Here is a 13,129-nt window from a genome sequence, read left to right as displayed (position 1 = left end):
TGTTACGCCCTTTTTTGTTTTGATGGAATCATTGTATGAATACGGTCTACAACAGCATCTGTCGTTAAACCAATTTCTTCTAATAATTTTGTTACACTTCCGTGCTCTATGAAGCGGTCTGGAATACCCATTCGTTCAACTAATGCACTATGGTAACCATTTTCAGATGCAAATTCAACTACTCCTGTTCCAAAACCACCGATTAAACAAGCTTCTTCAATCGTTAAAATCGGTATATTCTTTCCTAGAAGATCATGTAAATATGCTTCATCCATTGGTTTAATAAAGCGAGCATTCACTACTTTCACTGAAACTCCAGCTTTTTCAAGACGCTCAGCGGCTTCCATTGCCATTGGTATTGTCGTACCAAACGTTAAAATAGCTGCTTGTGTACCCTCTTTTAACGTCTCCCACGTACCGATTGGAATCGCCTTTAATTCTTCATCCATAGGAACGCCAAGTCCATTACCGCGCGCATAACGCAGTGCGATTGGTCCATCTTCATATTGCATTGCCGTATAAACTAAATGTTGCCCTTCATTTTCATCTTTCGGCATCATAAGCACCATATTTGGCAAGTGACGTAAGAATGAGATGTCAAATACACCTTGATGCGTTTCACCATCTGCTCCTACTAATCCCGAGCGATCTATTCCGATGAAAACATTTAAGTTTTGGCGGCATATATCATGAACAACTTGGTCATATGCTCTTTGTAAAAATGTCGAATAAATTGCTAAGAATGGCTTCATTCCTTGCGTTGCCATACCTGCTGCCATTGTTGTAGCATGCTGCTCTGCAATACCTACATCAATCATACGATCTGGGAATTCTTTTTGGAATTTCTCAAGTTTTGATCCAACAGGCATTGCAGGTGTAATTGCTACGATACGCTCATCCGCTCTCGCTAGCTTAAGTACTGTTTCACTAACAACAGCACTCCATGCTGGTGCAACTTCTTTCGGCTTAACGAAGTCACCTGATTCAATTTTATAAGGTCCTGTTCCATGCCAAGTTCCAATAACGTCACTCTCAGCCGGTTTATAACCTTTTCCTTTTTTCGTAATAACGTGAACAAGTACTGGACCTTTTGTTTTCTTTGCATATTGCAACGTTTCGAATAACTTTTCATAATCATGCCCATCGACTGGACCTAAATATGTAAAGCCTAACTCTTCGAAAAAGACACCAGATACTAGTAAATATTTAAGACTATCTTTTATTTTCTCTGCTGTCGCAGCCACTTTCCCACCAACTGCTGGGATTTTCTTTAATATATACTCTAATTCATCTTTTACCCAGTGATATTTTCCTGCTGTACGTAAACGACCGAGTACATTATGAAGCGCACCAACGTTTGGTGCAATCGACATTTCATTATCATTCAAAATAACAATCATGTCTGTTTTTTCATGTCCAATATGGTTCAATGCCTCTAAAGCCATTCCGCCTGTTAAAGCACCATCCCCAATAATTGGTATAACATATTCTTTCGTTTTCTTTAAATCACGTGCCAGAGCCATTCCCATTGCAGCCGATAACGACGTTGAGCTATGACCAGTTTCCCATACATCGTGCTCACTTTCGCAACGTTTCGGAAAACCACATAGACCTTGATATTGCCTTAATGTACCAAACTCTTTCGCGCGTCCAGTTAAAATTTTATGTACATAGGATTGATGTCCTACATCCCATAAAAATTTATCTTGCGGGCTATCAAATAATTTATGCAGAGCAATTGTGAGTTCTACTACACCTAAATTAGGTGCAATATGTCCACCTGTTTGAGAGAGCTCTTCAATTAAAAACTTACGAATATCCTCACTCAATCCCTCTAGTTCACTGATAGACATATCTTTCAAAAAACTAGGGTTTTGAATTTGCGTTAGATCCACATGGATCACTCACTTTCATTTCATAATCTGTCAACATGTCAAATATTATAAAAAACATTTACACAAAACAAGAAATTCTCTTTTCTATTTTTCGTCTTGTCCCGCTATTAACCAGTCTATTGCGCCTTAATCCTATTATAAACCATATTTCTTTAGGCGATGAAAAAAATAGCCGCTAACACGAAGTGATAACGGCAATGTAATCTACATATATTTTTGCCAATAACAAGAAAAGAAAAACCTTTTCCTACATTTATATCATAAAATGATGAATGACTCAACAAATGAAAACGCTGTTATATTAGTTATTACGTTTTGCAATCAAATCGCAAATAGATAGTAAATATTCATCTTGTAATTGCAAGGAGCTAATCGCACCTTTTGCTTCTGCAATTGTTTCTTCTAAAATATCCTTTGCTCTATCTACAGTAAACAACGTCGTATATGTGCTCTTTTCATTAGAAAGATCGCTACCAATCGGTTTTCCAATCTCTTCTTCGGTTCCTTCGACATCTAAAATATCATCTCGAATTTGGAAAGCTAGACCGATATATTTGGCAAACGTAAGCAACCTTTCTTCTTGCTCTTCTGTCGCATCAGAAAGTATCGCACCCGCAAGTACAGCAAATTCAAGCAGTTTTCCGGTCTTATGTTTATGGATGTACTCCAATTCATCAATCGTAAGGCGTTTCCCTTCAGCTTCCATATCTGCCACTTGTCCGCCAACCATTCCTTCTGGTCCTGCTGCTTTTGCAAGTTCAAGTACAAGTCTTACTTTTTTTTCGGCAGAAATTTCTTTTTGTTCATATGCCATAATAACTTGAAAAGCATACGTCAATAAGCCATCTCCTGCTAAAACTGCCATCGCTTCACCAAATACTTTGTGATTTGTGGGCTTTCCTCTTCTTAAATCATCATCATCCATACAAGGTAAATCGTCATGAACTAACGAATATGTATGAATCATTTCAAGAGCACAAGCTGCACCTACTCCAAGATTTCTTTCTTTCCCGAACGCTTGTAATGTTGCAAACAAAAGTAACGGGCGGAGACGTTTTCCACCCGCTTCCAAAGAATATGCCATCGCTTCACGAAGTACATTTGGACATTGTAATTCATTTGCATAGCTTACAAGTTTCTCTTCTACGAAAGTTTTACTTTCCTTCAAAAAAGTATCAAAAGCAATCGTCACTATGCTTCATCTCCTAAAGCAGTAAACGGTTCAAGCTCTCCATCTTCCCCAAGAATAACTGCCATTTGTTCTTGTACATTCTTCAACTTCTCATCACAAAGCTTAGATAATTCCATACCCTCTTTAAAATAAGAAATTGCTTCTTCTAAAGGTACGTCACCTTGTTCTAGCTTAGAAACAAGATGCTCAAGTTGCGAAATTGCCTCTTCAAAGCTTAATTTATTTTCCATTATTCAATTCACGCTCCTCTATGCCTGATACGCTACAATCTAGTATTCCATCTTGTAATTGAACTGAAACAGCATCTCCAAGGCTTACATCTTTCACACTTTTTAACACTTGCTTCTCTTCATCATATACAAGCCCGTACCCTCTCATCATTACTTTAAGCGGACTTAACGCTTCAAGTTTTTGAGCAGCTCTTACAAAGGCAAATTCTTTCGTTTGGAGTAACGTTTGCATTTCACGTTGTAATTGCTTTTGCAACGTTTCAACAGCTACCTTCGTTTGCATAATTTTTTGAGATGGGTGGTGCTTCTCTAAATAAAATGAAAGTTGCTTTAACTGATTCACCTTTTTATCAATATAGCGCTCTTTCGCTAAAACAAGCTGTTCTAGCGCTCTATCTAATTGCTCTTCCTTTTGCTCATATACTTGTCTTGGATAACGGAACGCATACGATTTTTGCAACACTTGTAGTTTTTCTTCTTTTTTATGTACTAACTCTTTCATTGCTCTTTGCAATCTCAGAGTTCTTTGTAATACCTTTTCTTGTAACTCTATAATGTTAGGTGCTGCTAGCTCAGCTGCTGCAGTCGGTGTTGGCGCGCGTAAATCTGCAACAAAATCTGCGATTGTAAAATCCGTTTCATGGCCTACTGCCGAAATAATAGGAATTTCACTCTTAAAGATTGCTCTTGCAACCATTTCCTCATTGAAAGCCCATAATTCCTCAATAGAACCTCCACCACGACCAACGATTAGTACATCTATCTCTCCCATTTCATTCGCTGTACGAATCGCTTGTACAATCGAGGGAGCCGCTGACTCCCCTTGTACAAGTACCGGAAATACAATAACATTCCCAATTGGATAACGACGTTTAATCGTTGTTATAATATCACGAATCGCTGCTCCTGTTGGCGACGTAATTACACCTATTGTTTTAGCGTAAGGAGGAATTGTTTTTTTATAAACTTGAGAAAAAAGTCCTTCTTCTTCTAAACGAACTTTTAACTGTTCGTACGCTAAATGTAAATTTCCGACTCCGTCAGGCTGCATGTCTTGAATATAAATTTGATAAGAACCACTCGCCTCGTAAACAGAGATTTTCCCTTTCACGAGTACCTTCATCCCATTTTCAGGTTTGAATTTAATATTACGATTATGACCCGCAAACATAACCGCTGCGATTCTTGCATTTTCATCTTTCAATGTAAAATACATGTGGCCACGGCTATGATTTTTAAAGTTGGAAATTTCACCTTTTAACCAAACAGACTGCAAATGCGGATCATATTCTATTTTTGTTTTTATATAGCGTGTTAACGCTGTAACGGTTAAATATTGCTTCTCCATTTCTCTCTCCTCATAGCCGACTCAAATTATTTACAAACGACACCTGTACGTTTGGCAGATTCAACAGTATTATGAAGAAGCATTGTGATTGTCATTGGACCAACACCCTTTGGCACAGGTGTAATGTAACCCGCAACATCTAACACGTTGTCAAAGTCAACATCACCACAAAGTTTTCCTGTTTCTAAACGGTTAACACCAACGTCAATTACAACCGCTCCTTCTTTAATATAATCCGCTGTTATCATTTTAGGTCGTCCAACAGCTACGATTAAAATATCAGCTAACTTCGATAACTCTTTCATATTTTGCGTCTTAGAATGACAATATGTGACAGTTGCATTTTCATTTAAAAACAATTGCCCCACTGGTTTACCGACAATATTACTTCTTCCAATTACTACTACATGTTTTCCAGAAATATCAAGATTTGTTTCTTTTACTAATTCTACAATACCATGCGGTGTACATGGAAGGAATGTATCTTGTCCCGTCATCATACGTCCCACGCTGATTGGGTGAAATCCGTCTACATCCTTTTCTGGTGAAATTCTTTCAATGATAGCTTTTTCTTCAATATGTTTTGGTAAAGGTAATTGCACTAATATGCCATTAATACGGTCATCGCCATTTAAGCGATCGATTTCAGCAAGCAAACGTTCCTCAGTAATTGTTTCAGGAAGTTCAATTAGCTCTGAGTAAATCCCTACTTGTTCACAGCCTTTTTCTTTTCCTTTCACATAAGAACGAGATGCTGGATCTTCTCCAACTAAAATAACTGCTAATCCTGGTACAATACCTTGCTCTTTCAACTTCACAACTTCTTCTGTTAATTGTGCTCGTTTTTTCTCCGCAACTTCATTTCCTTTGATGATTACTGCTACCATTTTAAGATTCCCCCTTAAAGAATTTACAGTGTATCTTTTATATTAGATAAAACGCCGTTAATAAAACGACGAGATTCCTCATCCCCAAATGTTTTAGCAATTTCAATTGCTTCGTTAATTGTTACGTTGTGTGGAATTTCTTCCATGTATTTCATTTCATACACAGCTACACGTAAAATACTGCGATCAACAATGCTAATACGCTCAAGCTTCCACTTTTTTAAGTTTTGACGAATCGCTTCATCGATTGCTTCTTTATTTTCTACAAAACCTACTACAAGTGACTCTAGAAACTCATTTGTTTCTTCGCCTTCATCTAGCGTGTTTTCCACTGCTACTTTCGGTTCTAATTCACCTGTAATATCCATTTGGTATAATGCTTGCATTGCTCTTTCTCTAGCCGTCCTACGTTTCATTGTAACTCTCCTTTATGCTTCAAGTCTTTCCTTATACTTTGTTATATTATTATAATTTATAAGCCGTCAATTCACTTACTCTTACAGTTTTCATTGATTTTCCAACCTTATAATACAATGATAATAACACAATTTATCGTTTCACACACGGGTTACAAGGCTGAAAAATAATAAAAAGATTAACTTCAAGTTCCATATCTTATCACAATGTACGTTTTTTGGAAAAACGACACATTTTCTTGTTTATTTCTTATTTTTTGAAATAGTATAATAATTAGAGGGTTGTAATTTGTGAAGAAATGAAACGATAAAAAAGATGCCTATGTTACTAGGCACCTTTTCATTCTTACACTGGTTCGATTTCTGTTTTTTGTGTTTCGAATGTTACGCCAACGATGTGAACATTCACTTCTTTTGGCTCAAGTCCTGTCATTGTAAAGAGTGCTTGGCGAATATTGTCTTGAATCTTTTGTGCAACAACTGGAATTGCTACACCAAAATACATTACAACATAAAGGTCAACGATAATATCTTCGTTTGCTAATTCAACCTTTACACCTTTACCGTGATTTTTCTTACCTAACTTCTCAACAACATCTGTAGCAAAATTACCGCGCATTGCCGCTACACCTTCTACTTCAGCAGCTGCAATACCTGCAATTACTTCAATTACTTCTGGTGCAATTTCTACTTTACCAAGAGTTGTATCTTGACCCATATCTAACATATGTTCAGCCATGAAAAAAACCTCCTTTAATGTATCACTGCGTCACAAGTTCATGCTCTTCCAAAAATTTCGTATTAAACTCACCTTTTACAAAATCAGGATGATCTAGCAATTGCAAATGGAACGGGATTGTTGTATGTACGCCTTCAATGACAAATTCACTAAGTGCGCGCTTCATTTTTGCAATTGCCTCTTCACGTGTTTTTCCGTGAACAATTAATTTAGCAACCATCGAATCATAGAAAGGTGGGATTGAATATCCCGGATATACAGCTGAATCGACGCGAATACCAAATCCTCCTGGTGGTAAGTACATTTCTACTTTACCTGGAGATGGCATAAATTTTTTGGCAGGGTTTTCCGCATTAATTCGACATTCAATTGCCCAACCATTAAATTGTACTTCTTCTTGCTGTAACGATAACTTTTCTCCTGAAGCAACAAGAATTTGTTCTTTAATTAAGTCCATTCCCGTTACCATTTCAGTAACCGGATGCTCAACCTGAATTCTCGTATTCATCTCCATGAAATAAAAGGTTTTCGTTTTATATTCATAAATAAACTCAACCGTACCAGCACCTGTATAATCAACCGCTACCGCCGCTTTAACTGCCGCTTCACCCATCTGCTTGCGAATATCTTCATCAAGTGCAGGTGATGGACTTTCTTCTAATAGTTTTTGCAAACGGCGCTGAATTGTACAATCACGCTCTCCTAAATGAATGGCATTTCCGTGTGTATCTGCCATTATTTGAATCTCAACATGGCGGAAATCTTCAACGTACTTTTCTAAGTATACACCAGGGTTCCCAAAAGCGGTACTAGCTTCTTGCTGTGTAATTTGAATTCCTTTTATAAGCTCTTCTTCATGGCGTGCAACACGAATACCTTTTCCGCCGCCACCTGCAGTCGCTTTAATAATAACTGGATATCCAATTTGATTAGCAAGCTCGATCGCTTCTTCGGTATTTTTAATAATTCCTTGTGAACCTGGTACAATCGGAACCCCTGCTTCTTTCATTGTATCACGAGCAACGTCTTTTGTGCCCATCTTTGAAATAGCTTCTGGACTTGGACCGATAAAAATCAAGTTACATTCACGGCATAACTCTGCGAAATCTGCATTCTCTGCTAAAAATCCGTATCCCGGATGAATAGCATCGCAGCCTGTTAACTTCGCAACGCTAATAATGTTCGTCAAATTTAAATAGCTTTCTTTCGAAATCGTTGGTCCTACACAATACGCCTCGTCTGCAATCTGTACGTGAAGTGACTCTTTATCTGCTTCTGAATAAATTGCAACTGTTTCAATATCCATTTCTTTACAAGCACGAATAATTCGTACAGCAATTTCCCCACGATTGGCTATTAATACTTTTTTTATCATCACAAAGACTCCCTTATTACGCTTTTACAAGAAATAGCGGTTGTCCATATTCAACAAGCTGTCCGTTATTAACAAGAATTTCAACAATTTCGCCCTCTACATCAGCATCAATTTCGTTAAATAACTTCATAGCCTCGACAATACATACGATAGAATCTTTCGATACTCTATCCCCAACACTTACATATGGAGGTGTATCAGGCGAAGAAGAAGAATAGAATGTACCTACCATCGGTGATGTGATTTTATGTAGGTTTTCATTTTGAACAGCCTTCTTCTCTTCTTGTTTTGGCGCTTCTGCTTGCGCTGCTGCTACTGTCGTTTCAACTTCAACAGGCGCTACTGGTTGCATAGCTTGTTTTGCTGCAGGTGCTTGCACAGCAACAACTTCATTACCACGCTTTTTCATTTTGATTGTTGTACCGTCTTTTTTGTATTCAAATTCATCAATATTAGAGCTATCAATTAATTTAATTAATTCACGAACTTCTTGAATTTTAAACATGTAAAATCCACTCCCATACTCTTGTTTGTCCCGTTTTTACAGATTCTCGTCACGAAAACTAGATTGACTGTAAAAATACGATGTATTCTATTAGAAAATATATTTCATTAACTAATAGAAATATTTACTATTTCCATCTTACGATAAATTTTTTAAACATTCCAATTTATATTTCTTTATAATAAATCGAAACTCCTGTAAAAATATTATTCCAATAAAAATTTAATACCTAGTAATAATACCAAGTTTCACATGAAATTGGCAAGACCACTTCTTAAAAAACATTCACTACTTTAGCAAAACGTTACACAGCAAACATGCCATTCCCTCTCTACTCTTCACCACACCTATAGTCAATAACATATTTTTACCAAATATTATTTTTTTGTTTACACGCCGTTCATCATTCCTTCATATAAGAATAGTATGTTCAAAGTGTAGAAAATATATTGTGTCGAGGTGTGGAAATATGATATGGCTCATTCTCTTTTTACCTGCCGTAATCGTTTGGGCATGTGTTCTTTGCATCCACGTCAAATCCGGAAAAAGTAATCATCAGTACCATGAACCATTAATCTTTTACTCGCAACGTGTTTCTCCATTCCGAGTTGAACATAGTAAAAATAACTACAAAGACGAAATAGAAAAAAGCTATCGAAAATGATAGCTTTTTTCTATTCACACATTTACTTACATACTCTATTTTACTATTTGCATACCCTTTGCTTAGTAAAAGATAATAATCCGCAGGGAAATCCCTGCGGATTAAAGTTTCACTTATTTCGCTGGTGGATCAAATTTCACACCTACATCTTTTGATCCGCCTTCACTTCTTACAAGTTGAATAATTTTATTTGCTTCTTTCTGTGAATGTTTTGCCGCTTTAACCGTTACTCTAATATCAGTACCATCAGCTCTTACAAGAGCATCTGGATATCCTCCTTGAGATTTAATTACTGTCTCAAGTAATTCTTGCTTCGTTTCCATTGTAGTGATTGCATCAAAGTTATCTTTCGCTTTACTCTTTTCTGTTGCTGAAGATTTCGAAGAATTCATCACTTCTTGTAATTTCGCTTTCGCTTCACTACGTTGATCTTCCATTTGCATACGTAAAGCTGTGAAATTCTCATCACTTGATTGAACTGATACATTGCCCTCTTTTTTACTTGTTTCTTTTTTAGTATTTTCTTTTTTGTCTGTTTCTTTATTCGTTGTTTCCTTGCTTGTATTTTCTTTTTTCGGAGTTTCTTTAGGTGCTTCGTTTGTTACTGCTTTATCAGTACCTTGTTTTTCTTGTCCAATCTTTTCACCTGTTGCTGGCGATGCTGTATTCATTTTGTCAGGAGTTGTCACGTAATACACCGATAGTACAACAACTAAACTTAACATCGTTAATAGCCAAACTGTTTGTTTTTTTAACACTTTATTTCCTCCCTATCAATTTTTCGGTGAAACTGAAACGCGATGGGCCGGTACATCTAGCAGCCTTATCACAGCTTCTTTTACCATTGCTTTAACTTGTATATTATCCACTCCCTTTGCTACGACAAGAACACCACGTACTTTCGGCTTCTCTGTTCGTAAAACAACAGGAGTTTCTTTATCCCCTTCACGTATAATGACAGTCTTTTCATCAAGAGACTCGTCCTCTACTTCTCTTTTACCGCCTGTTTTATCTGTTTCACCTGTTGTTTGTGAGCGTTTCACTGTATTTTTTTCTAAAATTTTTTCTTCAGATGAATCTAAATTCACTTTAATCGTTACGTCTTTTACTCCTGCTATTTCTTCTAAAGCAGTTTTTAATTCTTGTTCATACGCTTTTTCATATTTTTCTACATTTGACATACTATCATTACTTTTTTGTCCGAAAGTTGGTACGTCTTTTTCTTGATTTTGAGTTTTTTGTTCTTTAAATACAGGTACTTCTTCTTTTTTACTTGAAAAGAGACTACTAGAAAACATAAGCAAAATTCCAAGTATGAGTAGGACAAGTAAAAACTTAGGTGTTACCTTTTTACCCTTCTCGTTGCTTTCTTTTTGATCCCCATTCAATAAGTTTCGAAAAAATGAGAACTTCGAATTTTTATCTTTATTGTCCATTTACTCTACCTGTCCTCCCTTCCATTTGAACTTGGATTTGTTTACCCTCTAGTTGCCACCTGCTTGAAAAGAAATCTTTCATTTCTACATTCGTTTCTTCCACTTTTTTTGGAGGCTCTTTCGTGTTAATTTCAATTGGCTTTACTGTTTCGATTGCATCATTTTTACTACGTTCTTTTTCTTTCAACGTCACAACAACAGATTGAATATCTTTCGCTGACTTTACTTCTTCTATATTTTCTGCTGCGACTATTTGTATTTCAGAGACAGTCATACCATACTTTTTCTCAAACTCTTTTCCTACTTCTTTTTTCATTTTGGTAGCCATCTCTTCTAAACTATATGCACGTGTTAGAGCTTGTATTTCTTTTTTCTTCGAATCTATTGAATTTTTTACAGATCCTTCTGCTACGTACTTTTCTTCATTAAAATTTGCAATTACTTCATTTACATCTGTCTGCAATAGTTTAAAAAGAGGCGTTAAAATTAATACAACTAACAAAAGACTTACAACGAATTTAACGTACTTTTGCAAATTCGAATTTGGAAGAATAAGATGAAGCATTGTCGCTAAGAGCAAAAAAACGATAATATTTCTGATCCACTCTGTAACAAATTGCATACTCTTCACCTCCTACCGCATCATAAGTGTAATATTCCCCGCAGCAATAATAATTGTAATACTTAAAAAGAACATAAATGATACGATAGCTAAGCAAGCAAATACGTAAATGATACTTCGTCCAATAATGTCTAAGCATTGAATAATTGCTCCGCCGCCAACCGGTTGCAATACTGCTGCTGCGAATTTATAAATAAATGCGATACAGAAAATTTGAATCGCTGGAAAAGCAACAATTAAACATAAAATGACGAGCCCAATAATTCCGACTGTGTTTTTCAATAATCCTGATGCGCTAATAACAGTATCTGCCGCTTCCGTAAACATCCTTCCAACTACTGGAATGAAGTTTCCTGTTACAAATTTAGCAGTTTTCACAGCTATTCCATCAGCAACGGCTGTTGCTGTTCCTTGTACAGATAATACTCCTAAAAAAATTGTTAAAAAGACACCGATAATCCCTACGCTAACGTTTTGCAGAAGCTTGGATAATTTCGTCACTTTATATTGATCACTCATTGTACTTACAATACTTAATATCGTTGCCAGTAATAAAAGTGGTAGAACGATATAATTCATAAGAAGCCCACTCGTATTCATTAAGAAAATGATAACCGGATGAAAAAATGATACAGATACAACCCCGCCCCCAGTTGCTATAAGCGCCAGCAAAATTGGCAATAACGCTAATATGAAATCTACCATTGTTTGTATCGTTTCTCTTGCATATGTCATAACGACATAAAAACTATTTAAAGCAAAAATAATAAGTACCATATATACAACAGCATCAGCAATTTTACTTACGCTACTTTTTGAAAAAGCGGATTGCAGTGATTGCAACAATGCACTAAAGATTGTGAGCATAATAAGTGTGCCAAGCAGTTTTCCATTAGCAGCAAGCTCATGAAATAAATATTTTAATAACCCTATCATCCACTCTTTTAGAGAGAATTCTTTTTCTCCCTTTACAAACTCCATAAAGCTCCCTTTTTGACTCTCTGGCAAATAGCCTCCATATTTTGTAACAAGCCCGTCCCAAAATTGCTTCACATCTTCAATTCCGAGCTTATCCAATTGTTGATCAACGACGTTTGTTTCTACAGGAGAAGCTTGTACAACAACCGGTAAAGAAAAGAAAAGGAAGCAAGCAAATAGCAGCTTAGCTCCAAACCTCCTCAACATTCACTCCCCCTTATCCCGTCGGTAAAAATCCGAGAATAGTTTCAATTACAACCGTCAAAATAGGAATCGCCATAACGAGAATTAAGATTTTCCCAGCAAGTTCAATTTTCGAAGCGATGGCACCTTGACCAGCATCTTTTGTAATTTGGGCTCCAAACTCAGCAATATAAGCAATTCCAATAATCTTTAGTAACGTTTCCACGTAGACGTTACTAACTTTCGCTTCACTTGCTACTCTCTCAATCATTTGTAAAATAGAATGAATTTGATCGATTAAAATAAGAAACATCACGCTACCTACGAACACAATAAATAAAGATGTAATACTAGATTTATGCTGATTCAAAACAGCAGCTAAAAACGTAGCAACGAGGCCTAATCCGACAATTTGTATAATTTCGATTCGAACCGCCTCCTTTACTGGAAGAGAAAGACACTTTTAATCTTGTCAAATAGCGTATTAATTAAAAATGCAACATGAAATAAAATGACGACAAAACCGACAAGGATAACCCAATTTGCAATATCCTCCCGCTTTAATTCTTTTAGTACAGTATGAATGAAAGCTAAAACAATGCCGATTCCGGCGATTTGAAATATTAATCCAACATCAATGGACATCGCCTTTCTCCCCC

At 36.4% G+C, this 13,129-nt stretch carries 16 protein-coding genes; 1 reads left to right on the top strand and 15 read right to left on the bottom strand.

The window, feature by feature from the left end; genetic code table 11:
- Nucleotides 1-2 precede the first annotated feature (2 nt).
- From dxs to accB, 9 genes are all read right to left on the bottom strand, one after another.
- The gene (dxs, locus tag ACODS7_RS00380) at nucleotides 3-1,895 is read right to left on the bottom strand and encodes a 1-deoxy-D-xylulose-5-phosphate synthase (protein ID WP_016080324.1); all 1,893 of its coding nucleotides are present in this window, start codon (nucleotides 1,893-1,895) and stop codon (nucleotides 3-5) included.
- A 301-nt stretch (nucleotides 1,896-2,196) separates the two neighbouring features.
- A complete protein-coding gene (ispA, locus tag ACODS7_RS00375) occupies nucleotides 2,197-3,087 on the bottom strand; it encodes a (2E,6E)-farnesyl diphosphate synthase (RefSeq protein ID WP_029443280.1) in 891 nt (296 codons plus the stop codon).
- Nucleotides 3,087-3,317 carry an exodeoxyribonuclease VII small subunit gene (gene xseB / locus ACODS7_RS00370; protein ID WP_000428423.1) on the bottom strand — a complete coding sequence of 77 codons (231 nt, stop codon included), beginning with the start codon at nucleotides 3,315-3,317 and terminating at the stop codon, nucleotides 3,087-3,089. Before xseB ends, ispA begins: the two co-directional genes overlap by 1 nt.
- A complete protein-coding gene (gene xseA / locus ACODS7_RS00365; RefSeq protein WP_016080322.1) occupies nucleotides 3,307-4,665 on the bottom strand; it encodes an exodeoxyribonuclease VII large subunit in 1,359 nt (452 codons plus the stop codon). Before xseA ends, xseB begins: the two co-directional genes overlap by 11 nt.
- Nucleotides 4,666-4,691: 26 nt before the next feature.
- The gene (folD, locus tag ACODS7_RS00360; RefSeq protein WP_043935926.1) at nucleotides 4,692-5,552 is read right to left on the bottom strand and encodes a bifunctional methylenetetrahydrofolate dehydrogenase/methenyltetrahydrofolate cyclohydrolase FolD; all 861 of its coding nucleotides are present in this window, start codon (nucleotides 5,550-5,552) and stop codon (nucleotides 4,692-4,694) included.
- Nucleotides 5,553-5,575: 23 nt separating this feature from the next.
- Nucleotides 5,576-5,968 (bottom strand): N utilization substance protein NusB, encoded by a 393-nt coding sequence (gene nusB / locus ACODS7_RS00355; RefSeq protein ID WP_000830247.1) that lies wholly within the window; start codon nucleotides 5,966-5,968, stop codon nucleotides 5,576-5,578.
- Nucleotides 5,969-6,314: 346 nt separating this feature from the next.
- Nucleotides 6,315-6,707 carry an Asp23/Gls24 family envelope stress response protein gene (locus tag ACODS7_RS00350; protein WP_000807630.1) on the bottom strand — a complete coding sequence of 131 codons (393 nt, stop codon included), beginning with the start codon at nucleotides 6,705-6,707 and terminating at the stop codon, nucleotides 6,315-6,317.
- Between the two features lie 22 nt (nucleotides 6,708-6,729).
- A complete protein-coding gene (gene accC / locus ACODS7_RS00345) occupies nucleotides 6,730-8,082 on the bottom strand; it encodes an acetyl-CoA carboxylase biotin carboxylase subunit (protein ID WP_000592870.1) in 1,353 nt (450 codons plus the stop codon).
- 16 nt (nucleotides 8,083-8,098) lie between these two features.
- Nucleotides 8,099-8,587: an acetyl-CoA carboxylase biotin carboxyl carrier protein gene (gene accB, locus ACODS7_RS00340; RefSeq protein ID WP_048563843.1), complete on the bottom strand. Its 489-nt coding sequence runs from the start codon at nucleotides 8,585-8,587 to the stop codon at nucleotides 8,099-8,101.
- 469 nt (nucleotides 8,588-9,056) lie between these two features.
- On the opposite strand from accB, the gene ACODS7_RS00335 reads away from it, so the two are divergent.
- Nucleotides 9,057-9,251, top strand: a complete 195-nt coding sequence (locus ACODS7_RS00335; protein WP_002000935.1) for a hypothetical protein — start codon at nucleotides 9,057-9,059, stop codon at nucleotides 9,249-9,251.
- 113 nt (nucleotides 9,252-9,364) lie between these two features.
- Here ACODS7_RS00335 and ACODS7_RS00330 read toward each other — a convergent pair whose 3' ends face one another.
- Genes ACODS7_RS00330 through spoIIIAC form a run of 6 tightly spaced genes read right to left on the bottom strand, consistent with a single transcriptional unit; the run spans nucleotide 9,365 to nucleotide 13,115 of the window.
- Complete coding sequence (locus ACODS7_RS00330) at nucleotides 9,365-10,009, bottom strand: SpoIIIAH-like family protein (protein ID WP_000914711.1); 645 nt, start codon at nucleotides 10,007-10,009, stop codon at nucleotides 9,365-9,367.
- A gap of 15 nt (nucleotides 10,010-10,024) precedes the next feature.
- A complete protein-coding gene (gene spoIIIAG, locus ACODS7_RS00325) occupies nucleotides 10,025-10,687 on the bottom strand; it encodes a stage III sporulation protein AG (protein WP_000368890.1) in 663 nt (220 codons plus the stop codon).
- Nucleotides 10,677-11,309 (bottom strand): stage III sporulation protein AF, encoded by a 633-nt coding sequence (spoIIIAF, locus tag ACODS7_RS00320; protein WP_029443282.1) that lies wholly within the window; start codon nucleotides 11,307-11,309, stop codon nucleotides 10,677-10,679. The genes spoIIIAG and spoIIIAF overlap by 11 nt, the downstream gene beginning before the upstream one ends.
- Nucleotides 11,310-11,321: 12 nt before the next feature.
- Nucleotides 11,322-12,494, bottom strand: a complete 1,173-nt coding sequence (gene spoIIIAE / locus ACODS7_RS00315; protein WP_000946113.1) for a stage III sporulation protein AE — start codon at nucleotides 12,492-12,494, stop codon at nucleotides 11,322-11,324.
- A gap of 10 nt (nucleotides 12,495-12,504) precedes the next feature.
- Nucleotides 12,505-12,888, bottom strand: coding sequence for a stage III sporulation protein AD (spoIIIAD, locus tag ACODS7_RS00310; RefSeq protein WP_077393170.1), 384 nt, complete (start codon nucleotides 12,886-12,888; stop codon nucleotides 12,505-12,507).
- A gap of 23 nt (nucleotides 12,889-12,911) precedes the next feature.
- Nucleotides 12,912-13,115, bottom strand: coding sequence for a stage III sporulation protein AC (gene spoIIIAC, locus ACODS7_RS00305; RefSeq protein ID WP_000020914.1), 204 nt, complete (start codon nucleotides 13,113-13,115; stop codon nucleotides 12,912-12,914).
- Nucleotides 13,116-13,129: the final 14 nt, after the last annotated feature.

The organism is Bacillus sp. FG16 (assembly GCF_057809515.1).
The sequence above is the reverse complement of the archived record's forward strand: the minus strand, read 5'-3'. Positions and strand labels throughout refer to the sequence as shown.